Genomic DNA, 24,239 nt, shown 5'->3' with positions numbered 1-24,239 from the left:
TCACGATACGCCTGTGGATAAATTCGCCGAGCGGCTTTTGCGGGCATGCGCCGCCAGCAAGGTCAGGGCCGCCGGCGTCATGCCCTCGATTTTTCCGGCCTGTGCCAGATCGGCGGGCCGCACCGCAGCGAGCTTCGCCTTGAGCTCGTTCGACAGGCCCGAAATCGTATCGAGATCGAGATCCGTCGGGACTTTCAGTGCCTGGTCGCGGCGATAGGCCTGGATCTCCGCCGCCTGCCGATCGAGATAGACCGCATAGACGGCATCGGCCGTCACGCGGTCGGTCACGGACGCGGAATGGGCCTGAAGCTGCGGCCAGATCGCGGCCAGCTGCTCGAAGGTAACGTCCGGATAGGACAGGATCTGATAGGCGCTACGCCGCAGCCCGTCGCGGTTGAGCTGTATCCCCCCGATCTGCGCCTGCTGCGGCGTGAGCTGCAGCCCCTGAAGTTCAGAACGCAGAGCTTCAATCGCGCCGTTGCGTGCCTCGAAAGCCGCCAGCCTGGCCGAACCGACGATGCCGAGCTCCGTCCCGAGCATCGTCAAGCGCTCATCCGCATTGTCTACCCGCAGCGACAGGCGGAATTCCGCGCGCGAGGTGAACATTCGATACGGTTCCGTAACGCCATGCGTCACGAGATCATCCACCAGGACGCCGATATAGGATTGGGCCCGGTCGAAGATCGCCGGTTCCCGCCCGCTCGCCCGACGTGCCGCATTCAGGCCGGCCAGCAATCCCTGGGCCCCGGCCTCCTCATACCCCGTCGTACCGTTGATCTGCCCGGCCAGGAAGAGCCCGCCGATGGCGCGTGTCTCCAGGGTGTTGTTCAATGCGCGCGGATCGATGAAGTCATACTCGATCGCGTAGCCCGGCCGCAGCATCGCTGCTCGTTCCAGACCCGGAATGGTCTTGAGCAGGTCGCGCTGAACATCCTCCGGCAACGAGGTCGAGATACCGTTGGGATAAACGGTGTCGTCGTCGAGACCTTCCGGCTCGAGAAAGATCTGATGGCCGTCGCGGTCGCCGAAGCGGCCGACCTTGTCCTCGATCGAGGGACAATAGCGCGGACCGCGCCCCTCGATCTGCCCCGAGAACATCGGCGCGCGATGGAGATTGGCGCGGATCAGGTCGTGACCGGCCATGGTCGTGCGGGTGATGCCGCATGAAATCTGCGGATTGGTGATCTTCTCGGTCAGCGCCGAGAACGGCTCGGGCAATTCGTCGCCGGGCTGCATCTCCAGCGCCGCCCAGTCGATCGTGCGGCCATCGAGGCGGGGAGGGGTGCCGGTCTTGAGCCGGCCCAGCGGAAAGCCATGGCGCTCCAGCGTCGCGGAGAGGCCAAGCGACGGCGCCTCCCCGACGCGCCCCGCCGGAATCTTGGTTTCCCCGATATGAATCAGACCGCGCAAAAACGTCCCGGTCGTCAACACGACCGTTCCGGCAGCGAATCGACGTCCATCGGCGAGCAGAACTGCCGAGACACGCCCGTCCTGAACCTCGATATCGAACGCGTCACCGGCAATGACATCGAGATTCGGCTGCTCCGCCAGCAGATCCTGCACCGCCAGCCGGTAGAGCTTGCGGTCGGCCTGAGCCCGGGGACCGCGTACCGCCGGCCCCTTGCGGCGGTTAAGCATGCGGAACTGGATACCGCCGCGATCGGCAGCGCGCCCCATGATGCCGTCGAGCGCGTCGATCTCGCGCACGAGATGCCCTTTGCCGAGCCCGCCGATCGCCGGGTTGCAGGACATCACGCCGATCGTTTCGGGCTTGTGCGTCACCAGCGCGGTCCGCGCGCCGAACCGCGCCGCGGCCGCAGCGGCTTCCGTCCCGGCATGGCCGCCGCCGACGACGATGACATCGTAGGTTTGCGCGAGGGATGACATGGGTTTTCGCTAGCGAAGCAAAGGGTACCGGTCAATCGCCGATTGTACCACCGGAGCCAGGACGGCCCTCACTTGCCGATGCAGAACCCGGCAAAGAGATGATCCAGCACATCCTCGACGCCAATGCGTCCCACCAGCCGCTCCAGCGCCATCACCGCAAGGCGGATATCCTCGGCCAGCAATTCGCTCGGTGCACCCACGGATTTGGTCGCGCGCTCCAGCGCGGCGATGGCGTCGGCGACTGCGATGCGGTGGCGCTCGCGCGTCAACAACGCGGGCTCGCCTTGCCCGAGCCCGCGCAGATACTCCCCGATGGCCGCAAGAAGCTCCGGCAGCCCTTCGCCATTCTTCACCGAAATGGCGCGCTCGCCAGGCAGAACGGTTCCGCCAAGATCGGCCTTCGTCGCGACAGGGATCTGCGGAACCTCTTCCGCCGTCCGGTACGGCTCCGAATCGATCCCGCGCAGGCTGAGGACGAGGTCGGCGCGCTCCAGCAGCGCGCGAGCGCGCCTGACACCCTCCACCTCGATCGGATCGAGGCTCTCCCGCAGACCGGCCGTGTCGATCAGGATGACCGGCAAGCCATCGAGGTCGAGCCTGACCTCGAGCGCATCCCGCGTCGTTCCGGCAACGGGCGAGACGATGGCCACATCGCGACGCGCCAGCGCATTCAGCAGGCTCGACTTGCCGGCATTGGGTGGGCCCGCCAGGACGACGACGAAGCCTTCGCGCACGCGCTCGCCCATGGCGAAACTGCCGAGTGCCCTGCGCAGCGATCCCAGGACGCTAGCTGCGATCCGCATGGCCTCGTCATGCAAGGGCCCCTCGACATCGCCTTCATCGGAAAAGTCGATCTCGGCGGCGAGCAGCGTCATGGCTTCCAGCAGTTGCGTGCGCCATTGCCCCGCCAGAACGCCGAGCGCGCCGTCCATCTGGCGCAAGGCCTGCCGCCGCTGCCATTCCGTTTCCGAATCGATCAGATCGGCGAGACCCTCCACCGCCGCCAGATCGAGCTTGCCGGCCTCGAAGGCGCGACGGGTGAATTCGCCGGCTTCCGCCAGCCGCAAACCCGGTAGTGCCGTGAGATGTCGCAGTAGTGCCGCAAGCACCGCACGCGAGCCATGTATATGAAATTCAACGATATCTTCGCCGGTAAAGCTGGTAGGGCCAGGGAAGAACAGAACGAGTCCCCGGTCGATCACCTGGCCCTCGGCATCGCGGAGCACCCGCAAGGTCGCCAGCCTTGGCGGAGGTATGATCCCTGCCGTCGTTTCGAGAGCGAATCGAACACGTGGCCCCGATACGCGCAGCACGGCGACACCGGCCCGACCGGGTGCCGAGGACAGCGCGACAATGGTAGATTGCGGGTCGTGACCGCTCATGGTGCCCACCCCGCGCCAGGAAGGACTGCCGCATGAACCGCCTCTCCGGCGCTGCCAGCCCCTATCTGCTCCAGCATCGCGACAACCCCGTCGAGTGGTGGGAATGGAGCCCGGAGGCCTTCGCCGAAGCCCGGCGCAGCAACCGCCCCGTGCTGCTCTCGATCGGCTATGCCGCCTGCCATTGGTGCCATGTCATGGCGCATGAGAGCTTCGAGAATGCGGCGACCGCCGCCGTCATGAACGAGCTTTTCGTGAACATCAAGGTCGATCGCGAGGAGCGCCCGGACATCGACCATGTCTACATGAGCGCGCTGCACAGCCTCGGCGAGCAGGGCGGCTGGCCCCTGACCATGTTCCTGACGCCGGATGGCGACGCCTTCTGGGGTGGCACCTATTTCCCGCCGGAGCCCCGCCACGGCCGGCCATCCTTCACGGCCGTGCTGCGACAGCTTTCCGCGATCTTCCAGCGCGAGCCGGAGCGAATCGCGAGCAATGCCGCGGCGATCCGTGAAGCGTTGCAGCGGGCCGAAACCGTGACGCTCGCCGCTATCGGGGAGCCGGATCTCGACCATCTCGCCACGCAGATCGCGAGCGCCTTCGACCCGGTCGATGGCGGCCTCAAGGGTGCGCCGAAATTCCCGAATGCCGGACTGGTCGAATTACTCTGGCGCGCGGGAACCCGGCAGCCAGCTTCCGAAGCCGCCTTGCAGGCGGGCGTTCTGACGCTGGATCGGATGGCCCGTGGCGGCATTCACGATCATCTCGGCGGTGGCTTCGCCCGCTATGCCGTCGATGGGCGCTGGCTCGTGCCCCATTTCGAGAAGATGCTCTACGACAACGCCCAGCTCCTGTCGCTCTATGCCCTCGAGGCGAAGCGCAGCGGAAGCGGGCTGGCGAGGGACGCGGCGGCGGGAATCGTCAACTGGCTCGAGCGCGAGATGCTTCTGCCGGAAGGCGCCTTCGCCGCCAGCCTCGATGCCGATTCCGAAGGCGTCGAAGGCAAGTTCTATGTCTGGTCCCTGGCCGAGATCACCGCGCTTCTCAGGCCGGACGATGCCGCGTTGTTCGCCCGGCATTACGATGTCACCGCCCATGGCAATTGGGAGGAAACCAACATCCTCAACCGGCTCGACACGCCGGACCCGGATGCGGAGACCGCGTCACGGCTCGCCGCCATGAGGGAGCGGCTGCTCGCGGTGCGGGCTCTGCGCATAGCACCTGCGCGGGATGACAAGATCCTCGCCGATTGGAACGGGCTGATGATCGCCGCGCTCGCCCGCGCTTCCGGCTTGCTGGGTCAGCCGCATTGGCTCGACCTCGCCAGAAGCGCCTACCGTTTCGTTGCCGAATCGATGGCGGCCGGCGATGGCCTTGCTCATTCCTATCGCCTCGGCCGGCTGATCAGACCCGGCTTCGCCCTTGACCACGCAGCCATGATCGATGCGGCCCTGGCCTTGCACGATTTGACGCTGGAGCAGCACTACCTCGAAGACGCGCGGCGCTGGTCACGGCATCTCGATCGGCACTACCGGGATGCAGACACGGGCCTCCTCGGGATGACTCGGCCTGAATCGGGAGAGCTGCCAGTCCTACCGAGGCCGACTCACGACGACGCGGTGCCCAATGCGCTCGGCGTCCATGCCGCCAATCTCGTGCGGCTCGCGGCCAAGACCGGCGCTCTGGCGAACAGGGAGCAAGCCCAGGCCTTGATGAAAGCCGCCTTGCAGGCGGCCGCGCGCGCACCGATGGCCCATGGCTCGGTCCTGAACGCCTACGATCTTGCTCGCAACGGCGTCGAGATCGTTCTGGCCGGGCCCGAGCGCGCGGCCTTCCGCGCGGCAGCACGCAGCCTGCCCTACACGACGACGATCCTGATCGACTGCCCGGATGACGACGCCTTGCCGCCGGATCATCCGGCCTCCGCCATGCTGCGACAGGCGGGACGCGGCGCGGCCTTCATCTGTTTCGAGGGTCGCTGCCTGCCACCCGTCACGGATCCGAATCGATTGCCCGAGGCCATCGCCGACGGCCGATAGCGCTTGCAGGTTCAAGGACAGCCAAACGAAAACGCCGCCGCTCCTGGCAGAGCGGCGGCGTCGGATCGAACGGGCCTGAGTGGTTGAGACCAGCCGGTCAGGTGTTCATGGAATCGAAGAATTCCGAGTTCTGCTTGGTCTGGCGCAGCTTGTCCAACAGGAACTCGATCGCGTCCTGCGGGCCCATCGGGTTGAGGATGCGGCGCAGCACATAGGTCTTCTGCAGGTCCGAGCGCGGCGTGATGAGCTCTTCCTTGCGGGTGCCGGACTTGATGATGTCGATCGCCGGGAAGATGCGCTTGTCGGCCACCTTGCGGTCGAGAATGATTTCCGAGTTGCCGGTGCCCTTGAACTCTTCGAAGATCACCTCGTCCATGCGCGATCCCGTATCGATCAGCGCGGTGGCCACGATGGTCAGCGAGCCGCCTTCCTCGATGTTGCGGGCCGCGCCGAAGAAGCGCTTCGGGCGCTGCAGCGCATTGGCGTCGACACCGCCGGTCAGCACCTTGCCGGAGGACGGAACGACAGTGTTGTAGGCACGGCCGAGACGCGTGATCGAATCCAGCAGGATCACCACGTCACGGCCATGCTCGACAAGGCGCTTGGCCTTCTCGATCACCATTTCCGCAACCTGGACGTGGCGCGACGCCGGCTCGTCGAAGGTCGAGGACACGACCTCGCCCTTCACCGAGCGCTGCATGTCCGTGACTTCCTCGGGCCGCTCGTCGATCAGCAGCACGATCAGATAGCACTCGGGATGATTGGTCGTGATCGACTGGGCGATGTTCTGCAACAGCACGGTCTTGCCGGTGCGCGGCGGCGCCACGATCAGGGCGCGCTGGCCCTTGCCGATCGGCGCCACGATGTCGATGACGCGCGGCGAGAAATCCTTCTTGGTCGGATCCTGCACCTCGAGCTTGAGCCGCTGATCCGGATAGAGCGGCGTCAGGTTGTCGAAGTGAATCTTGTGCTTGATCTTCTCCGGGTCTTCGAAATTGACCGTGTTGACCTTGAGCAGCGCGAAATAGCGTTCGCCATCCTTCGGCCCGCGGATCGGCCCCTCGACCGTATCGCCGGTGCGCAGGCCGAACTTCCGGATCTGCGAAGGCGAGACATAGATGTCGTCCGGGCCGGGCAGATAGTTCGAATCGGGCGAACGCAGGAAGCCGAAGCCGTCCTGCAACACCTCGACGACGCCCTCGCCCAGGATTTCCGTCTCACGCGCGGCGAGCTGCTTGAGGATGGCGAACATCAGCTCCTGCTTGCGCATGGTGCTGGCGTTCTCGACCTCCACCTCCTCGGCAAAGGTCAGCAGTTCGGTCGGAGACTTGCTCTTGAGCTCTTGGAGCTTGATTTCCCGCATGGGGCACCCGGATCTAACGCCCCGCTAAGGCGGGGTGGGGATGGTACTGGAGTGATCGACTTGGGTTCGAACCGAACCTGCGCGGGGGGATTGTGCGCCATGAGTTGCTGCGGGGCAGCGGGCTCACGAACAGTCGACAACAGGGAGGACGCTGGAGAAGCGTGGCATTCTGATAACGGGAAATGCCGCTGGGCTCAAGCGGGAAACGACGGCTCCCGTCAGAACGGCTTCACGATGACGAGAATGACGATGCCGACCATGAGCAACGCCGGCACTTCGTTGAGAATGCGATAATAGCGCGCCGACTTGGTGTTCCGGTCCGCAGCGAAGTCCTTCACCCGCCGGGACAGGACGCCATGGATCCCGGAGAGAAGGATGACGAGCAGGAACTTGGCGTGGAGCCAGCCGCCTTTGAAGGCGAAAGCGTACCAGGCGAGGTAGAGCCCGAGCACCCAGGTCGCGATCATCGCCGGATTGATGATGCCCTTGAGCAGCCGTCGCTCCATGACCTTGAAGGTCTCGGACTGAATCGAGCCGATCTGCGCTTCGGCGTGATAGACCATCAATCGCGGCAGATAGAGCATTCCGGCCATCCAGGAGATGACCGCCATGACGTGGAAAGCCTTGATCCATTCATACATGGCTTGAGCCTTTCAGCCGCGCACTGCCTTGAGCAGACGTTCGACATGGGAAATCGGCGTGTCCGGCAGGATGCCGTGGCCGAGATTGAACACGAAGGGAGCCGAACCGAAAGCGGCCAGGATCGCCTCGGTCTCCCGCTCCAGCTCTGGCCCGCCAGCGCGAAGGATCTGCGGATCGAGGTGCCCCTGCACCGGCACGAGCGACTGGATCTCGTCACGCACGAAATCCCGGTCGATCCCGCTTTCGAGGCCGACGGCATCGACGCCGGTTCCCCGGACATAATCCGGGATCAGCCGGCCGGCGCCTCGGGGGAAGCCGATGATGCGGACCTGCGGATGCACCGCCCGAACCCCGTCGACAATCCGTTTCGTCGGCGCGATGCACCAGCGCTGGAAATCCTCGGGAGCGAGCACGCCGGCCCAGCTATCGAAAATCTGCACCGCGTCGACTCCGGCGGCGATCTGGGCGTTGAGATAGGTGATCGATGCCGCGACGATCCGGTCGATGATCTCCTGGAACAACGCCGGGTTCCGGGCGAAGAGCGCGCGCGCCGGCCCCTGGTCCGGCGTACCGCGGCCGGCAACCATATAGGTCGCCACCGTCCAGGGCGCGCCACAGAAGCCGATGAAGCCGGTCTGCCTGGGCAGGGTACCGCGGACGCGCTGCACCGTCTCGATGATCGGCGTGAGCTTGCCGTCATCCGCCAGCTTATCGATGGCTGCGAGCTTCTCCTGCGTATCGACGGGTTCGAGACGCGGCCCCTCGCCCTCCGCGAACCAGAGCTTCTGGCCCAGCGCCTGCGGCACCACAAGAATGTCGGAAAAGAGGATGGCCGCGTCGAAACCAAATCGGCGAATCGGCTGGAGCGTCACCTCGGCGGCCAGCTCAGGATTGTAGCACAGTGACAGGAAGCTGCCGGCACGCGCCCGAACCTCGCGGTACTCCGGCAGAAAACGCCCGGCTTGCCGCATCAACCAGATTGGCGGCTTCGACAGAACCTCGCCTGAAAGTGCCCGCAGGATGGCAGGTGTCTCGGTCGTCACAGAGCCTGCCGGGCGATCCATCTCACATCCTCTATTAAAACAAAGAGATTCTTAGAAAGACTCTTTTTTTTGACTCTTGGGCAGGGGAGATAGCCCGCCGCAATTCTGTCCACAACCGTTCCACAGGCGGTGGGACAGCAGGTCGCGGTCGGTTCATCCGGACCAAAGCCGTTAAGGCTTTCTTAACGAATGGAATCCGGCGGTTCACTCCGACCCGTCGGAATGATTCACGTGAAACACTTTCTTTACCATGCACAGCCGCCGGCCTGTTGATCGTTGGGCCGAGTTGTACAGGGGCAGCGCCCGGGCTCGTCGCTTGCGAGTCTTATCCACATCACTCCCGATGCCATGGGATAACCCATCGGCTCTCCGGATCGGCGAGGCCGATTTGCCAAAGCCGCATCTCGCGTTAGAGGTGAAACGAGCTTCACCGCGAGGGCTGCCGTGGTTCGCAATTACTTCCACCTTCATCTCGTCTCCGACGCGACCGGCGAGACGCTGATCGCGGTCAGCCGCGCCGCGGCCGCGCAATATGAAACCGTCTCGGCGATCGAGCATGTCTATCCGCTGGTGCGTTCGGAGGCGCAGCTTGCCCGCGTCCTTGCCGAGATCGAATCCTCGCCCGGTGTCGTGCTCTACACCCTGGTCGAGCCGGAGTGGCAGGAGAAGCTGGAGAATTTCTGCCGGGAGCTCGGCTGTCCCTGCCTGTCGGTTCTCCAGCCGGTGCTGTCCTTGTTCCAGTCCTATCTGGGCCAGACCTCGGCGACGAAACCGGGCGCGCAACACGTGCTCAACACCGAATATTTCCGCCGCATCGACGCGATGAACTACACGCTGTTGCACGATGACGGCCAGATGGGCGGGGACCTCGAGAGCGCCGACGTGATCCTTGTCGGCATCAGCCGCACCTCGAAGACGCCCACGAGCATCTACCTCGCCAATCGCGGCATCAAGACCGCGAACATCCCCCTCGTGCCGAACGTGCCCCTGCCGGTCGAGCTGGACGGGGCGCGGAAACCCTTGATCGTCGGGCTCGTCGCGAGCCCCGACCGCATCGTGCAGATCCGGCAGAACCGCCTGCTCTCGCTGCGCGCCGATGACGAGACGCCCTATGTCGACCCGGCAGCGGTTGCCGACGAGGTCGCCCAGTCGCGCCGCCTCTGCGCCCGCAAGGGCTGGCCGGTGATCGACGTGACGCGCCGCTCGATCGAGGAGACGGCCGCCTCGATCCTCGATCTGCTGCGCGACCACCGTATGAAGTTCATCGCGACATGACGCGGCTGTGGCTATCGCCGGCGCCACTTATCCTCGCCTCGGGCAGCGTCACCCGCCGCGACATGCTGGTCGCCGCCGGGCTTCCGGTCGAGACCGTCAAGCCGGGTATCGACGAGCGTGCCGTCGAAAAACCGCTGGCCGCGCAAGGGGTGACGGCGGACCGGATTGCCGCGGCTCTGGCGGAAGCCAAGGCGCTCTCCGTCTCGCAGGAACGGACCGGCCGGATCGTGCTCGCCGCCGACCAGACCCTGACCTGCGAGGGCGTGGCCTTCCACAAGCCGGAGAACGCGGCAGCGGGAAGCAGCCAGATCGCGTCTCTCGCAGGACGGAGGCATGAGCTGCATTCCGCCTTCGCGCTGGCGCGGGACGGGGAGGTCCTGGCGCGTGGCTGCGAAACTGCACGGCTGACGATGCGGCCGCTCGATTCCGCTTTCATCGCTCGCTATGTCGAAGCCGCCGGCCCGGCCATCCTCTCCAGCGTCGGCGGCTATCAGCTCGAAGGGCTCGGCGCGCAGCTCTTCGAGCGGATCGAGGGCGATCACTTCACCATCCTCGGCTTGCCGCTGCTGCCCGTCCTCTCGGCCCTGCGCGATCTCGGCCATCTCGCCCGCTAACTGGATTTCGCGATGTCTCCTCAGTGCTTCGTCATCGGCCACCCCATCGCGCATTCGCGCTCGCCGCTGATCCATCGCGAATGGCTCAGGCAATACGGGATCGCCGGCTCCTATGAACGCATCGACGTGGCCCCGGTCGATCTGCCGGCCTTCGTCGCGAGGCTGCGAGACGGCGAGTTCGCCGGCGGCAATGTCACGGCGCCGCTCAAGGAAGCGATGATGGCGCTGGTCGACGAGGTCAGCGAGGCTGGCCGGGTGGTTGGAGCCGTCAACACGCTCTGGCGCGATGGCGGCCGGATCATCGCGGATAACACCGATGTGTCCGGCTTCCTCGCTCATCTCGACGCGACCAGTCCCGACTGGGAGAGCCGGGTGAACACGATCCTCGTTCTCGGTGCCGGCGGCGCTGCGCGTGGCGTCGCCTTCGGTCTCCAGTCGCGCGGGATCGGCCGCATCCTGATCGCCAACCGCAGCCGCGCCCGCGCCGACGAGCTCGCCGCAGCTTTCGGAGCGCCGCTGGAGGTGATCGATTGGGAGCGCCGGAGCGAGGCCGTCGGGCAGGTCGATCTCATCGTCAACACGACGCCGCTTGGCCTGCAGGGCAAGCCGCCGCTGGAGATGGACCTCTCGGCTCTGCGGCCGGGCACCATCGTCGACGACATCAACTACGTCCCGCTGAAGACGGCGCTGCTCGCCGAGGCGGAACGGCGCGGCGGCATCATCGTCGACGGCCTCGGCATGTTGCTGCACCAGGCGACACCCGGCTTCGCCCGCTGGTTCGGCGTCTCGCCGCAGGTGACGCCGGCACTGCGCGGCCTGATCGAAGCCGATATCCTGAAGGCCTGATTCGCGGGACGTGGACATGACCTTCGTACTGGGGCTGACGGGCTCGATCGGAATGGGCAAATCGACGACCGCCGGACTCTTCGTGAAGCAGGGCGTGCCACTGCATGATGCCGATGCCGCCGTGCACCGCCTGCATCGCGGCCGGGCCGTGGCGCCGATCGCGGCAGCCTTTCCCGGCACGGTCGTCGATGGCGTGGTCGATCGCGCCAGGCTCGGGGCGGCGGTACTGGGAAAGCCCGAGGCGCTCAAGCAGCTCGAAGCGATCATCCATCCGCTCGTGCGCGAGGAGGAGGAGGCGTTCCTTGCACGGTGTCGTGCAGAGGGCGCCGGCCTCGCGGTCATCGATGTGCCGCTCCTGCTCGAGACGGGCGGCGAGGGGCGCTGCGATGCCGTGCTCGTCGTGACGGCTCCGGCCGAGGTTCAGCGCGAGCGCGTGCTGTCACGCCCCGGCATGACGGCGGAGAAGTTCGCCGCGATCCTGTCGCGCCAGATGCCGGATGCGGAGAAGCGTCGCCATGCCCATTTCCTTGTGGACACCTCGCGCGGCCTCATGGCCGCCGAACGGCAAGTCCGCTCTATCCTGACGGCATTGGCCGCGCGCCCCGGACGTAGGGGCGGCCCAGAGCTCCGGAACAAGGTCCCGACCGATGCGTGAGATCGTCCTGGACACCGAAACCACAGGCGTCGAGCCCCATAACGGCGACCGCATCGTCGAGATCGGCTGCGTCGAGCTGATCAACCACTGCCCGAGCGGGCGCAACTACCACGTCTACATCAATCCCGAACGCTCGATGCCGGTCGAGGCCTTCAACGTTCACGGGCTCTCGGAGCAGTTCCTCTCCGACAAGCAGGTCTTTGCCGAGATCGCCCAAGAGTTCCTGGACTTCATCGCCGATGCCCGGCTGGTGATCCACAACGCCGCCTTCGACGTCGGCTTCATCAACATGGAGTTCAAGCGCCTCGGCCTGCCGCCGATCGAGCCGGCCCGCGTGGTCGATTCGCTGTCGATGGCGCGCCGCAAGCATCCCGGCGCCTCCAACAGCCTCGACGCGCTCTGCTCGCGCTACGGCATCGACAACAGCCGCCGCACCAAGCACGGCGCGCTGCTCGACTCCGAGATCCTGGCCGAGGTCTATATCGAGCTGATCGGCGGCAAGCAGGCCTCGCTCGGCCTCGGCGTCGAGGCGGCGGCGGGGCGACAGGGACTCGCCGCGCCCGTGCTGGAGAAGCCGCAGCGCCAGCGCCCGCTGGCACCGCGTCTCGACGAGGCCGCCATCAAGGCGCATGAGGCCTTCATCCTCAGCTCGCTGAAGGCCCCGCTCTGGAAGGGCTATCTCGGCATCACCGACGAGGCGGCTCAGTAAGCCTTGGGCGTCATTCTCGGGCGGCGCGAAGCGCAGACCCGGGAATCTCGAGACCAGAAAGCTCCGAGCCTCCGTCGGCAAGAGATGCTCGGGTCAAGCCCGAGCATGACGCCTGGCTACGAGATGGGAGCTTACGAAGCCCGCCGGCGCGACAGCATGTTGAGCGCCTCGACCAGCGCCGAGAAGGCCATCGCCGCGTAGACATAGCCCTTCGGCACATGGACGCCGAAACCCTCTGCGATCAGCATGCCGCCGATCATCAGCAGGAAGCCGAGCGCCAGCATCACGATGGTCGGGTTCCTCTCGATGAACCGCGCCAGCGGATCGGCGGCGAGCAGCATCGTCAATACCGCGACGATCACCGCGATCACCATCACCGGGACATGCTCGGTCATGCCGACCGCGGTGATGATCGAGTCGATCGAGAAGACGAGGTCGAGCAGCAGGATCTGGACGATCACCCCGCCGAAGGTGACGCCGGCCGCGCGGCCGCCATCGAACATGTCCGGGCCCGGATCGGGATCGACCTTGTGATGGATCTCCTTCGTCGCCTTCCAGACCAGGAACAGGCCGCCAGCGATCAGGATGAGGTCGCGCCATGAGAAGGGCTGGCCGAGGACCGTGAAGAGCGGGGCGGTGAGCTTGACGATGATCGCGACCGTGCTGAGCAGCGCGAGCCGCAGGACGAGCGCGAGCCCGATGCCGATCTTGCGGCCTTTCGAGCGCTGATGCTCCGGCAGCTTGTTGGTCAGGATCGAGATGAAGATCAGGTTGTCGATGCCGAGCACGACCTCCATGGCGATCAATGCTCCGAGCGCGGCCCAAACGGCGGGGTCGGAAGCAAGCGTCATAAGGGCGTCCATCGGGTCTCCATCGGATAAGGAAAAGGCGGGCGTCCCGATTGGGGCGTCCGCCAGATGCGCATCCGACATGGCGAGGGGCCAGAGCCTTCGCAAGGGCAACAATCATCCGCAACAAACGAAAAAGGGCCCGCGAGGGGCCCTTTTTGTTGGCGTGGGAAGTGCCGGCGTTCAGGAATTGGCGGCGCTGGGCTGACCCTGCACCTGCTGCTGATAGAGCGCCGCGAAATCGATCGGCGGCACGTAGAAGGCCGGGAAGCCGCCATTCTGCACCGCTTCGGCGATGATCTGGCGCGCGAAGGGGAAGAGCAGGCGCGCGCAGTCGATCACCAGCACGGGGTGGATGTGCTCCTCGGGAATGTTCTGCAGCCGGAAGACGCCGGCATAGCTCAGGTCGAAGGCGAACAGCGTCTCGCCGTTGAGCTCGGCCTTGCCCTCGAGCTTCAGCACGGTCTCGTAATCGATCCCGCCGATATTGCTCGTGCCGACATTGACCTGCAGCGACATCTGCGGGCCCGCCTGGGCGTCCTGCTGGGCGAGCGCGCGCGGCGCCTTCGGGTTCTCGAAGGAGAAATCCTTGGTGTACTGGATCAGGGCATTGAGGCTCGGAGCCGTATCAGCGGCGCCGGCGCCGTTGCCGTTGGGAAGTTCGTTGGCCATCGGTCCCATCTTGTTCTGGCAGGCTGTCTCGGGAAATCCCGCGCCTCCTTGGGCATTCGAGATTGCGCTCCGCCTCCGGGGCGACGCGCGCGTCGGCTATCATGGACACGAGAACGGCACAAGAAGTCGCCTTCACAAGCCGGGGGGTGGATGTTACGAGCCTGTCTCACCATATCACTGTGGTGACGGCCCGCCGCCGGCGATCTGGCAGCGGTTAGAACCATGACAATACGGGGAGCCGCGGGTCAGCCTTCAATGCAAAATTCCTTCGACATAACGACTCTGGTCTTCTTGGCTCTGGCCGTTTTCGTCGCCTGGAAGCTGCGCTCTGTCCTCGGTCAGAAGACCGGCAACGAGCAGCCGCCGAAGGATCCCTTCATTCGTCGCGAGGCGCCGCCGGTGCGGCCGGACCAGGCGCAATCGTCCGACAAGCGCGACAATGTCATCCGTCTGCCCGGCGCGGCCAACGACCCTGCTGCCGTTCCCGTCCCGGCGGCCGAGCGCTGGAAGGATATCGCCCCGCCGGATTCGCCGATCGGCCAGGGCATCGACGCGATTATCCGGCAAGAGCCGGATTTCGATCCGCGCGCCTTCGTCGAAGGTGCCAAATCCGCCTATGAGACCATCGTCACGGCCTTCGCCCGCGGCGATCGCAAGATGCTGAAGGGCTTGCTGGCAAAGGAGGTCTATGACGGCTTCGAGCAGGCCATCACCGAGCGCGAGAAGCGCAACGAGAAAGCGGAATCCAACTTCGTCTCAATCGACAAGGCCGATCTGACCGCGGTCGAGGTCAAGGGCAAGGCGGCCCAGGTGACGATCGCCTTCGTCTCGCAGCTCATCAGCGCGACGCGCGACGCGCAAGGCGCCGTCGTCGACGGCAGCGCCGATCAGGTTTCGGAGGTCAACGACATCTGGACCTTCTCGCGCCAGCTTGGCAGCAGGGACCCCAACTGGCTTCTCGTCGCCACCGAAGCCGGCGCGTGATCCGTGGCGCCGCGGCCGCGCTCGCGCTGCTGGCGGCCTCTTCTTTTCCTGTCATGACGGCTCTGGCTTCGCCTTTTCCTCTTCCGGACGGCGCCCGCGCCGAACCGCTGTCGCCGGGCGAGATCGCCGGCTGGCAGCAGGACGATCAGGCCAGGGCTTTTGCCATCTTCGCACAGGGCTGCATGGCGGACCCGCCATTGCGTCAGGCGGTGCCTTTGCCGGATGGGCTGGATGCCGCTTGCGAGAAGGCGAAGGCGCTGGCTGCGGCCGGTCCCGTCAGCGCCGGGCAGGCGCGCGATTTCTTCGAGCGGAATTTCAGCTTCTGGCGCATCCGCCCGGCCGATGCGGAAACCGGCTTCATGACCGGGTATTTCGAGCCGGAATTCGAGGGCGCGCTGACGCGTTCCGACGCGTTCCCGACCCCGCTCTATGACCGCCCGAAGGATCTGGTGACGCGCCAGCCCGGCGACGACTGGCCCGGCCTCGACAAGGCTCTCTCGGCCGCCCGCCGCACCGGTGACGGCCTCGAACCCTTCCCCGACCGCACTGCGATCGAGACCGGCGCGCTCGACGGGCAAGGACTCGAAATCCTCTGGCTGCGCGATTCCGTCGATCGCTTCGTGCTGCAGGTTCAGGGCTCCGGCCGCGTGCGCTTGCCCGACGGCTCGGTGACGCGGCTCACCTATTCCGGCCGCAACGGCCTGCCCTATACCTCGCTCGGCCGCGTGCTCAGCCAGCGTGAGAATATCCCGCCAGAGCAGATGACCATGGACCGCCTCGTCGCCCGGCTGAAGGCCGATGCCGGCTTCGCGCGCGACCTCATCCGCCTCAACCGCTCCTTCGTCTTCTTCACCCGCCGCGACGACCTTCCGGCGGAGGTCGGGCCGATCGGCGGCGCCGGGCTGCCGCTGACGCCGCTGCGCAGCATCGCCATCGATCGCAATATTTGGCCCTATGGCCTGCCGGTCTGGATCGATGCGACCATTCCCGATGGCGTAGGGAGTGATGAGCATCTCGCCCGGCTGACGATCGCGCAGGACACCGGTTCCGCCATCCTCGGCGCGGCGCGCATGGACCTCTTCGTCGGTTCCGGCGCTGCCGCCGGACACCGCGCCGGGCTGATCCGGCATCCCGTTTCCTTCACTGTGCTCTGGCCGCGCTGAGATGCGGTCGCGCCGGGGCAAGACGCTGACGGAGGCCGATATCGCGCTCTGGCGACAGGTGGCGCGCTCGGTCAAACCGTTGCCGGGCCGTGCGCCCGTGGAACCCGAGTCCACTCCGCCGCCCGTAGCGCCCGCGCCGACGGAGACCTCCGTTCTTGTCGTTGCAAGCATGTCCGCGGCGAAGACGGCCCCGCCGGCCGCTCCGCCGCTCGCGCCGATCGAGCGCCGCCTGCGCACGCAGCTTCGGCGCGGCCAGCAAACCGTCGAGGCCTCGATCGACCTGCACGGCATGCGCCAGGGCGAGGCGCATCTGGCGCTCTGCGCCTTCCTGCGGCGCGAACAGGCGCGCGGCACACGCATCTGCCTCGTCGTGACCGGTAAGGGCGGCCCGGCTCCGGCCTTGTTCGGCGAGGAGCGCGGCGTCCTGCGTCGGATGGTGCCGCATTGGTTGCGGCTCGCGGAGCTGCGCCCGCTGGTGCTGGGCTTCGAGGAGGCCGAGCAGCGCCATGGCGGCTCGGGCGCGCTCTATGTACGCCTGCGGCGGCTCAGGGAGTTCGGGCCGTGACGCCCTTCGGCCGGCGCGTGCGCGAGCTGCGGCAGCAGCGCGGCCTCACGCTCGCCCAGATGGCCGAGGGGCTCGGCGTGACGCCGGCCTATCTCTCGGCGCTGGAACACGGCAAGCGCGGCCGGCCGACCTTCACCCTGATCCAGGGCGCCATCCATCTCCTCGGCATCATCTGGGACGAGGCGGACGAGCTCGTGCGCCTCGCCGACCTCTCTCATCCGCGCGTCACCGTCGACACGGCGGGGCTCGATGCGGAAGCGACGCTCTTCGCCAATCGTCTCGCCCGCGAGATCGGCGGGCTCGATGCCGAGGATCTGCGCCGCATGGCCGGTATCCTCGACGAGGTCGCAGCGCGGCGCGATGCGGGCCATTGAAGCTCTCCCGGATGTCCCCGGCTTGACCCGCTGCCGGGCTGATGCGACACGGCGCCACCAACCTTTCGGCCTTTCCGGCCGACCCCAACCCGGACCCGACCGCTCATGACCAGCACCCGCACGGACGTCCTCGCCCTCGGCAACGCCATCGTCGATGTCCTCGCCTCGGCCGAGGAGGATTTCCTGATCGCGCAGAAGCTGACCAAGGGCGCGATGATGCTGATCGACGAGCCGCGCGCGGAATCGCTCTATGCGGCGATGGGTCCGGCGCGCGTCATCTCCGGCGGTTCGGCGGCGAACACCATTGCGGGCCTCGCTTCCTTCGGCGGCAAGGGCGCCTTCATCGGCAAGGTCAAGGCCGATGAGCTCGGCAAGCTCTACCGGCACGACCTGACTTCGCTCGGCGTCGCCTTCGGCACCGCCGACGCGGCGGACGGCCCGGCCACGGCCCGCTCCTTCATCATCGTGACGCCGGATGGCGAGCGCACGATGAACACCTATCTCGGCGCCTGCCAGGGTCTCTCGGTCGCCGATGTCGATGCAGCCGCCGTGGAGAGCGCCGACATCGTCTATCTCGAAGGCTATCTCTGGGATCCGCCGGCGGCGAAGGAGGCCTTCCGCAAGGCCTCGGAGATCGCGCATAAGGGTGACGGGCGCGTCGCCATCACCCTCTCCGATTCCTTCTGCGTCGACCGCTATCGCGACGAGTTCCTCGGCCTCGTCCGCAACCGCATGGTCGATCTCGTCTTCGCCAATGAGCACGAGCTGAAGAGCCTCTACCAGACCGCGGATTTCGACACGGCCCTGTCCTGGCTGCGTTCCGAGAACATTCTCGCCGTCGTGACCCGCTCGGAGAAGGGTGCGCTGGCGGTGACGCCGGACGGCATCGTCGAGGAGCCGGTCTTCCCGGTCGAGCGCGTTGTCGATGCGACCGGTGCCGGCGATCTCTTCGCCGCCGGCTTCCTCTATGGCCTGACCTCGAATCGTGAGACGCGCGATTGCCTGCGCCTCGGCGCGCTGGCCGCGGCCGAGATCATCTCGCATGTCGGCGCCCGGCCGGATGCGAGCCTGAAGACGCTGGCCGGGAACGAAGGGCTGCTGTGAGTTCTCCTTCTCCCCTCGGGGGAGAAGGTGTCTGCGGAGCAGACGGATGAGGGAAGGGTCGCGTCAGCGGCCCTTTCTTGTTTTCGGCAGGTGCGCCCTCATCCCTCAGCGCCGCACACGCTGCCACCTGTTCCCCCCGAGGGGAGAAGGAAGCGCGGCCTCTTCAATACAGCGTCGCCTTGACCCGCGCCGGCAGCGCCGCGTCATAGGCCGCGCCGTCGAAGGTCTCGACCGCGGCATTGCGCGCGGTGATGTCGCGCAGGATTGTGCCGGGTGAGGGCAGGGTTCGCTTGTCGACCTGCCGCTCCGGGTTCCAGAGCTCGGCCCGCACCACAGCGCGCGAGCATTGGAAGTAGACCGCCTCGACATGGACGATCATCACGCTCGCCGGCAGCTTTCCGGCCATCTCGAACTGGGTGCACAACCCAGGATCGCAGGATAGCTCGGCGCGTCCGTTCACGCGCAGCGTCTCCCCATAGCCGGGGATCAGGAAGAGCATTCCGATTCGATCGTCGGACAGGATATTCTTTAATGAATCCAGGCGGTTATTGCCTTTTCGGTCGGGAATCAGGAGCGTTTTCGCGTCCCGGACCGTGACAAAGCCCGGCAGATCCCCGCGCGGCGAACAATCCAGGCCCTCCGGACCGACCGTCGCGAGCACGAAAAACGGCGAGGCGGCGATCAGCGCTGCATAATTCTCGTCGACATGATCGATCTCCTTGAATCCCGAAGCCGGCGCGACGGGAGCGGGATAGGCGCGGGCGAGATCGTCGAGCGAAGCGATGCGGTGGTCGGACATGCCGGTCTCCATGGAACGGCATATGTCTAGACTATTAAAGGTGACACCGCCACCGTCATTCCGGGCAAGCGAAGCGCAGACCCGGAATCCATCATAAGGTACCGCACCACTCTACGATGGATTCCGGATCGTCGCCGCTTCGTGGGTTGTCCGGAATGACGGCGCACCGAAAAGCAAAACGCCCCGCATCCTGCGATGCGGGGCGTCTCGTTTCACGTGAATCGCGTGATGGGTCGGCTTACTCGGCCGCGCCCTGCTTCTCGCGGGACTTCTCGGCCTCGCGCTGCGCCTTGAGCTTCTCCGTCAGGTCCTCGCCGGTCGCCTGGTCGACGACCTTCATCGAGAGGCGGATCTTGCCGCGCTCGTCCTGGCCGAGGAACTTGACCTTGACCTTGTCGCCTTCCTTGACGACGTCCGAGACCTTCTGGACGCGCTGCGGAGCCAGCTCCGAGATGTGGACGAGGCCGTCCTTGGCGCCGAAGAAGTTCACGAAGGCGCCGAACTCCATGATCTTGACGACGGTGCCGTCATAGATCACGCCGACTTCGGCTTCCGAGACGATCGACTTGATCCACTTGATCGCCGCTTCGATCGACTTGCCATCGGCCGAGGCGATCTTGATGGTGCCGTCGTCCTCGATGTTGACCTTGGCGCCGGTCTTTTCGACGATCTCGCGGATGACCTTGCCGCCGGAGCCGATGACTTCGCGGATCTTGTCGACCGGGATCTTCATCGTCTCGATGCGCGGCGCGAACTCGCCGAGCTGGCTGCGCGAGGCGGAGAGCGCCTTGTTCATCTCGCCGAGGATGTGGTCGCGACCGCCCTTGGCCTGGTCGAGGGCGACCTTCATGATCTCCTCGGTGATGCCGGCGATCTTGATGTCCATCTGCAGCGAGGTGATGCCGTCCGCAGTGCCGGCCACCTTGAAGTCCATGTCGCCGAGATGATCCTCGTCGCCGAGGATGTCGGAGAGCACGGCGAAGCGCTCACCCTCGAGGATGAGGCCCATGGCGATGCCCGCGACCGGCGCCTTCAGCGGCACGCCGGCATCCATCAGCGCCAGCGAGGTACCGCAGACGGTGGCCATCGAGGAGGAGCCGTTCGACTCGGTGATCTCCGAGACGACGCGGATCGTGTAGGGGAACTCCGACTTCGCCGGCAGCATCGGGCGGATGGCGCGCCAGGCGAGCTTGCCATGGCCGATTTCGCGGCGGCCGGGCGAACCCATCCGGCCGGTCTCGCCGACGGAGTAGGGAGGGAAGTTGTAGTGCAGCAGGAAGGTTTCCTTGTAGGTGCCTTCCAGCGAGTCGATGAACTGCTCGTCATCGCCGGTGCCGAGCGTGGTCACGACCAGCGCCTGCGTCTCGCCGCGGGTGAACAGGGCCGAGCCGTGGGTGCGCGGCAGCATGCCGGCCTCGGCCACGATCTTGCGCACGGTCTTCAGGTCGCGGCCGTCGATGCGGGTGCCGTCGTCGAGGATGGTCCAGCGCACGACCTTGGCCTGGGCTTCCTTGAACTGGCCGCTGACCTGCTCCTTGGTGAAGGTGGTCTTGCCGTCCGGCTCGGCCGAGATCAGCGAGGCGACCTTGGCCTTGGCGGCGTCCAGCGCCTTGTAGCGCTCGGCCTTGGTGGTGATCTTGTAGGCGGCGCGCAGATCGGCGTCGACGAGCTTGAGGACGGCGTCCAGAACCACGGAGTTGTCGGCCGGGGTATAGTCGCGCGGCTCCTTGGCGGCCTTCTCGGCCAGGCGGATGATGGCGTCGATCACCGGCTGGAAATGCTTGTGGCCGAACATCACGGCGCCGAGCATCACGTCCTCGGGAAGCTCCTTGGCTTCCGACTCGACCATCAGCACGGCGTCCTGGGTGCCGGCGACGACGAGGTCGAGAACCGAGTCCTTCATCTCCTCGATGGTCGGGTTCAGCTTGTAGGCGCCGTCGATATAGCCGACGCGGGCACCGCCGATCGGGCCCATGAAGGGCACGCCGGAGAGCGTCAGAGCGGCGGAGGTCGCGACCATCGCCAGAATGTCGGGATCGTTCTCCAGATCATGCTGGAGCACGGTGACGACGACCTGCGTGTCGTTCTTGTAGCCTTCGACGAAGAGCGGGCGGATCGGGCGGTCGATCAGGCGGGAGACCAGCGTCTCCTTCTCGCTCGGACGGCCTTCGCGCTTGAAATAGCCGCCGGGGATGCGGCCGGCCGCGAAGGTCTTTTCCTGGTAGTTGACGGTCAGCGGGAAGAAGTCGAAGCCGGGCTTCGGCTCCTTGGCCGAGACGACGGTCGCGAGCACGACGGTCTCGCCATAGGTGGCCAGCACGGCGCCGTCGGCCTGGCGGGCGACTTTGCCGGTCTCGAGGACGAGCTTGCGGCCGCCCCAGATCAGTTCTTCGGTTTGGATGTCGAACATGTGATTCGTCTTTCGGTCGGGTTCGACCCGTCCGGTGCCTTCAGGCCCATGGGCAAGACGGCAGAACGCTCGGGTGGGAAAGGTTGTGCGCCCGAGCGCTCGGCGATCCTGCCATGGACGTCTGCGGCGCCCGGCGGGTCACGCGGGAAAGCCGCCCCATGCGGCCGCCGCGGCAGGCAGGCGCGCCGCCCCTGGCGGCCTCGCCCGAAAAGGAGCCGCCCGGAGCGCTATGCACCGGGCGGAAACGGTTTTCAGCCTTCGATCAGCGGCGGATGCCGAGCCGTTCGATCAGCGTCTTGTAGCGGCCTTCGTCCTTGCCCTTGAGATAGTCGAGCAGCGAACGACGCTGCGAGACCAGCTTGAGCAGGCCACGGCGGGAGTGGTTGTCCTTCGCGTGCGACTTGAAGTGGCCGGTCAGGTTGTTGATGCGCTCGGTCAGGATCGCGACCTGGACTTCCGGCGAGCCGGTGTCGTTCGGCTTGGTGGCGTATTCCTGAAGCAGCGCGGTCTTGCGCTCGGCAGTGATCGACATCGGGATATCCTCGTGTTCGGGTTGATCTGGCGGGCCAGGCCGGGATGTCGTCCAGCGAGGTCCGAAGCCCGCGAGCACCTCATCGTGGAAGCGTCGCGCAGCCGGCCTTTTCGGTCCGGATGGGGGGCATATACACGAAATCGGCGGAAACGCCAGCGCCTCGCGGAACACGACCGTCGGACCCAGGTTTCGCCACGGCACCCGCAGGAGATCGGGATGGAGCTGACGAACCCGACAAGCCGCTCTGGCTGCCGATGCGGCGCTTCGTCGTCGTTCGCCCGCTCAGCCTCCTGCGCGCGCCGAACGGCGTCGCGGGCTCGTGCTCACGGGAGGTTGAGCGGGAGCGGGACCCGGCCGCTTGCCGAGGGCGTCAGCCCGCGATCATAGCGCTGCTGCGCCTCCTCGATCTCGCCGATATGGGTTTCGGCCCAGAGCGTGAGCTGATGCACCGTCTGTGATAAGGTGCGGCCGAGTTCGGTCAGCGAGTACTCGACCGTGACCGGCACGGTCGCGAAGACCTCGCGCCGGACCAGCCCGTCGCGTTCGAGGCTCTTCAGCGTCTGCGACAGCATCTTCTGCGAGATGTTCTCGATCCGGCGTCTCAGCTCGTTGAAGCGCAGCGTGCCGTCGTCGAGCGCGATCAGGATCAATACTGCCCAGGTATCGCCGATGCGGTCGAGCACACGGCGCGTCGGGCAGAGGGCCTGGAAAGGGTCGGGACGTCTGAGCATGGCGGTTTCCGGCAGGTGACCATGTCGCGCGAAAGTGCCTTCTTTACGGAACGTCGCGGCGTGATCAGATAGGTTCCATTGGAATGCAGGTATCCAGAAGATACCGAAAAAAGGAACCCATGTCATGAAAATCGCATTGATCGGCGCCAGCGGATTCATCGGCTCGCGCCTGCTCGCCGAGCTCACCTCCCGCGGCCACAACGTGACCGCCATCGTCCGCAATCCTGAGAAGGTTGCGGCCAAGCCGGGCGTCACCGCCGTCAAGGGCGACGTCTTCGACAAGGATGGGCTCGCGAAGCTTCTCGCCGGCCATGATGCGGTGATCAGCGCTGTGCACTTCTCCGCCAGCGATCCGCAGACCCTGCTTGCGGCGGTGAAGCAGTCGGGCGTGAAGCGCTATCTCGTGGTCGGCGGCGCCGGCAGCCTCGAGGTGGCGCCGGGCGTCAAACTCTTCGACACGCCGGATTTCCCGGCCGCCTATCTCGACGAAGCCCGGAAGGGCGGCGCGTTCCTCGATCTCCTGAAGCCGGAGCAGGGCCTGGACTGGACTTTCCTGTCGCCCTCGGCGCTGATCCAGCCCGGCGAGCGCACGGGGAAGTTCCGTCTGGGGACGGACCAGCTCCTGGTCGATGCCAAGGGCAACAGCGCGATCTCGGCCGAGGATTATGCCGTGGCGCTGGTGGACGAGTTGGAAAAGCCGGCTCATAGCCGTCGCCGCTTCACCATCGGCTACTGATCGCTTCTCCGAACCATCGAAAAATGAAAAGGCCGCGCCCTCTTTCGAAGGCGCGGCCTTTTTAACCTGTCCGGCGCTGCCTCAAGCCTTGTGGAAGCGCTTCTCGCCGATGCTGAGCGTACCGCGCTTGAGCTTGCCGAGGGCGACCCAGCCGGATTCGCCTTCGAAATAGAGCTTCGAGCGATCGACGGCGTAGCGTCCGCTATGCCGGGCCCCGAGCTCGGGCTTCTGCTTGTGAAACTGCCCGTCCGGCCTCAGATCGATCAGGATGGCGCCGTCTTCCGTCTTCCAGGTGCCGATGGCGGCCTGCTCGAAGGGGGAAGGGGCGTCGGTCTCGTGGAAATCGATCTCGAGCGGGCGAATGTCTCGGCTGCGCGGCGCAATGCCGGTGGCGAGCTGGCCGAGAGCCTGAAGAACCTGGCTGAGCTGCATCGGTCCGGTCTCCCTGAAAATGAGAAAACCCTGCGCCCGCTCTGGTGAGCGGAACAGGGATTCGACGACGAGCACGCGCTGGCGAAACCTGCGATGTCGAAGCCGTATGAAGAATGATTGTCGAAGGTGGCGCCTGCTGGGCATGATTGCGGCGGCACAAAGCTTAGATAGGCGCGAAGCGCCTCATTGCAAGAGCCGCGGTCGTCCGCGGCCGGGCTCGGTCGATCCAAGCCGTTGACGCCTAAAGAAAACGGCGCCTTTCGGCGCCGTTAGGATCTGTGGCGATGCCGGGTTCGTGGCGCGTGGTGCGCCTCAGAACTCTTCCCATCCGGTGTCGATGGCGCGGCCATTGGCGACCTTGCGGGGGGCTGGGGCGGTCCGGGACTGGACGAAGGCGGCCTCGGCGAGCTGGCGCAGCCGCGCCGGCTCGGGCGCGG

The 24,239-nt window shown here is 66.0% G+C and carries 24 protein-coding genes; 12 read left to right on the top strand and 12 right to left on the bottom strand.

The window, feature by feature from the left end:
• Positions 1–1,887, bottom strand: a complete 1,887-nt coding sequence (gene mnmG / locus IED13_RS26165) for a tRNA uridine-5-carboxymethylaminomethyl(34) synthesis enzyme MnmG (protein ID WP_191125909.1) — start codon at positions 1,885–1,887, stop codon at positions 1–3.
• A gap of 68 nt (positions 1,888–1,955) precedes the next feature.
• Entirely contained in the window at positions 1,956–3,269 is a 1,314-nt protein-coding gene (gene mnmE / locus IED13_RS26160) for a tRNA uridine-5-carboxymethylaminomethyl(34) synthesis GTPase MnmE (protein WP_191125908.1), read from the bottom strand.
• 32 nt (positions 3,270–3,301) lie between these two features.
• Between mnmE and IED13_RS26155 the strand changes: the two genes are divergently transcribed.
• Positions 3,302–5,305, top strand: a complete 2,004-nt coding sequence (locus IED13_RS26155) for a thioredoxin domain-containing protein (RefSeq protein ID WP_191125907.1) — start codon at positions 3,302–3,304, stop codon at positions 5,303–5,305.
• A gap of 97 nt (positions 5,306–5,402) precedes the next feature.
• Here the strand turns inward: IED13_RS26155 and rho are convergent, their stop codons facing one another.
• The 3 genes from rho to hemE form a co-directional block, all read right to left on the bottom strand.
• Positions 5,403–6,668: a transcription termination factor Rho gene (gene rho, locus IED13_RS26150; protein ID WP_038359505.1), complete on the bottom strand. Its 1,266-nt coding sequence runs from the start codon at positions 6,666–6,668 to the stop codon at positions 5,403–5,405.
• Positions 6,669–6,886: 218 nt separating this feature from the next.
• A complete protein-coding gene (gene hemJ / locus IED13_RS26145) occupies positions 6,887–7,309 on the bottom strand; it encodes a protoporphyrinogen oxidase HemJ (RefSeq protein WP_038359502.1) in 423 nt (140 codons plus the stop codon).
• Positions 7,310–7,321: 12 nt separating this feature from the next.
• A complete protein-coding gene (gene hemE, locus IED13_RS26140) occupies positions 7,322–8,374 on the bottom strand; it encodes a uroporphyrinogen decarboxylase (RefSeq protein WP_191125906.1) in 1,053 nt (350 codons plus the stop codon).
• A 423-nt stretch (positions 8,375–8,797) separates the two neighbouring features.
• On the opposite strand from hemE, the gene IED13_RS26135 reads away from it, so the two are divergent.
• Genes IED13_RS26135 through dnaQ form a run of 5 tightly spaced genes read left to right on the top strand, consistent with a single transcriptional unit; the run spans position 8,798 to position 12,452 of the window.
• Complete coding sequence (locus IED13_RS26135; RefSeq protein ID WP_038359499.1) at positions 8,798–9,628, top strand: pyruvate, water dikinase regulatory protein; 831 nt, start codon at positions 8,798–8,800, stop codon at positions 9,626–9,628.
• Complete coding sequence (locus IED13_RS26130; RefSeq protein ID WP_191125905.1) at positions 9,625–10,242, top strand: Maf family protein; 618 nt, start codon at positions 9,625–9,627, stop codon at positions 10,240–10,242. Before IED13_RS26135 ends, IED13_RS26130 begins: the two co-directional genes overlap by 4 nt.
• A gap of 12 nt (positions 10,243–10,254) precedes the next feature.
• A complete protein-coding gene (locus tag IED13_RS26125) occupies positions 10,255–11,088 on the top strand; it encodes a shikimate dehydrogenase (RefSeq protein WP_191125904.1) in 834 nt (277 codons plus the stop codon).
• A 16-nt stretch (positions 11,089–11,104) separates the two neighbouring features.
• The gene (gene coaE, locus IED13_RS26120) at positions 11,105–11,743 is read left to right on the top strand and encodes a dephospho-CoA kinase (RefSeq protein WP_051987562.1); all 639 of its coding nucleotides are present in this window, start codon (positions 11,105–11,107) and stop codon (positions 11,741–11,743) included.
• A complete protein-coding gene (gene dnaQ, locus IED13_RS26115; protein ID WP_113254742.1) occupies positions 11,736–12,452 on the top strand; it encodes a DNA polymerase III subunit epsilon in 717 nt (238 codons plus the stop codon). The genes coaE and dnaQ overlap by 8 nt, the downstream gene beginning before the upstream one ends.
• 131 nt (positions 12,453–12,583) lie before the next feature.
• Here dnaQ and IED13_RS26110 read toward each other — a convergent pair whose 3' ends face one another.
• Together IED13_RS26110 and secB are read right to left on the bottom strand one after the other, a co-directional pair.
• A complete protein-coding gene (locus IED13_RS26110; RefSeq protein WP_113254741.1) occupies positions 12,584–13,315 on the bottom strand; it encodes a TerC family protein in 732 nt (243 codons plus the stop codon).
• A gap of 168 nt (positions 13,316–13,483) precedes the next feature.
• A complete protein-coding gene (gene secB, locus IED13_RS26105) occupies positions 13,484–13,972 on the bottom strand; it encodes a protein-export chaperone SecB (RefSeq protein WP_038359486.1) in 489 nt (162 codons plus the stop codon).
• Between the two features lie 255 nt (positions 13,973–14,227).
• Between secB and IED13_RS26100 the strand changes: the two genes are divergently transcribed.
• The 5 genes from IED13_RS26100 (at position 14,228) to IED13_RS26080 (ending at position 18,162) form a co-directional block, all read left to right on the top strand.
• Positions 14,228–14,956 (top strand): Tim44/TimA family putative adaptor protein, encoded by a 729-nt coding sequence (locus IED13_RS26100; protein WP_038359484.1) that lies wholly within the window; start codon positions 14,228–14,230, stop codon positions 14,954–14,956.
• Positions 14,953–16,119, top strand: coding sequence for a murein transglycosylase A (mltA, locus tag IED13_RS26095; RefSeq protein WP_191125903.1), 1,167 nt, complete (start codon positions 14,953–14,955; stop codon positions 16,117–16,119). The genes IED13_RS26100 and mltA overlap by 4 nt, the downstream gene beginning before the upstream one ends.
• Before the next feature lie 169 nt (positions 16,120–16,288).
• A complete protein-coding gene (locus IED13_RS26090; protein WP_318652318.1) occupies positions 16,289–16,684 on the top strand; it encodes a Smr/MutS family protein in 396 nt (131 codons plus the stop codon).
• Positions 16,681–17,058 (top strand): helix-turn-helix domain-containing protein, encoded by a 378-nt coding sequence (locus IED13_RS26085; RefSeq protein ID WP_038359477.1) that lies wholly within the window; start codon positions 16,681–16,683, stop codon positions 17,056–17,058. The genes IED13_RS26090 and IED13_RS26085 overlap by 4 nt, the downstream gene beginning before the upstream one ends.
• Before the next feature lie 105 nt (positions 17,059–17,163).
• Positions 17,164–18,162, top strand: coding sequence for an adenosine kinase (locus IED13_RS26080; protein WP_191125901.1), 999 nt, complete (start codon positions 17,164–17,166; stop codon positions 18,160–18,162).
• 163 nt (positions 18,163–18,325) lie between these two features.
• Here IED13_RS26080 and IED13_RS26075 read toward each other — a convergent pair whose 3' ends face one another.
• The 4 genes from IED13_RS26075 to IED13_RS26060 all read right to left on the bottom strand — a co-directional run bounded on the left by IED13_RS26075 (position 18,326) and on the right by IED13_RS26060 (position 22,634).
• Positions 18,326–18,961 (bottom strand): pyridoxamine 5'-phosphate oxidase family protein, encoded by a 636-nt coding sequence (locus tag IED13_RS26075; RefSeq protein WP_113254739.1) that lies wholly within the window; start codon positions 18,959–18,961, stop codon positions 18,326–18,328.
• A gap of 238 nt (positions 18,962–19,199) precedes the next feature.
• The gene (pnp, locus tag IED13_RS26070) at positions 19,200–21,371 is read right to left on the bottom strand and encodes a polyribonucleotide nucleotidyltransferase (protein ID WP_191125900.1); all 2,172 of its coding nucleotides are present in this window, start codon (positions 21,369–21,371) and stop codon (positions 19,200–19,202) included.
• 262 nt (positions 21,372–21,633) lie between these two features.
• Positions 21,634–21,903, bottom strand: coding sequence for a 30S ribosomal protein S15 (rpsO, locus tag IED13_RS26065; RefSeq protein WP_038359463.1), 270 nt, complete (start codon positions 21,901–21,903; stop codon positions 21,634–21,636).
• 323 nt (positions 21,904–22,226) lie between these two features.
• Positions 22,227–22,634, bottom strand: a complete 408-nt coding sequence (locus IED13_RS26060; protein WP_051987561.1) for a winged helix-turn-helix transcriptional regulator — start codon at positions 22,632–22,634, stop codon at positions 22,227–22,229.
• A 124-nt stretch (positions 22,635–22,758) separates the two neighbouring features.
• Between IED13_RS26060 and IED13_RS26055 the strand changes: the two genes are divergently transcribed.
• Positions 22,759–23,370: an NAD(P)-dependent oxidoreductase gene (locus IED13_RS26055; RefSeq protein ID WP_191125899.1), complete on the top strand. Its 612-nt coding sequence runs from the start codon at positions 22,759–22,761 to the stop codon at positions 23,368–23,370.
• Positions 23,371–23,451: 81 nt separating this feature from the next.
• Here IED13_RS26055 and IED13_RS26050 read toward each other — a convergent pair whose 3' ends face one another.
• Positions 23,452–23,802, bottom strand: a complete 351-nt coding sequence (locus tag IED13_RS26050; protein ID WP_038359458.1) for an Atu4866 domain-containing protein — start codon at positions 23,800–23,802, stop codon at positions 23,452–23,454.
• Positions 23,803–24,239 lie beyond the last annotated feature (437 nt).

Source organism: Allobosea spartocytisi (genome assembly GCF_014764685.1).
Classification (GTDB): domain Bacteria; phylum Pseudomonadota; class Alphaproteobacteria; order Rhizobiales; family Beijerinckiaceae; genus Allobosea; species Allobosea spartocytisi.
Note: the sequence above shows the minus strand (reverse complement) of the source record. Positions and strands in the feature narration are given on the sequence as shown.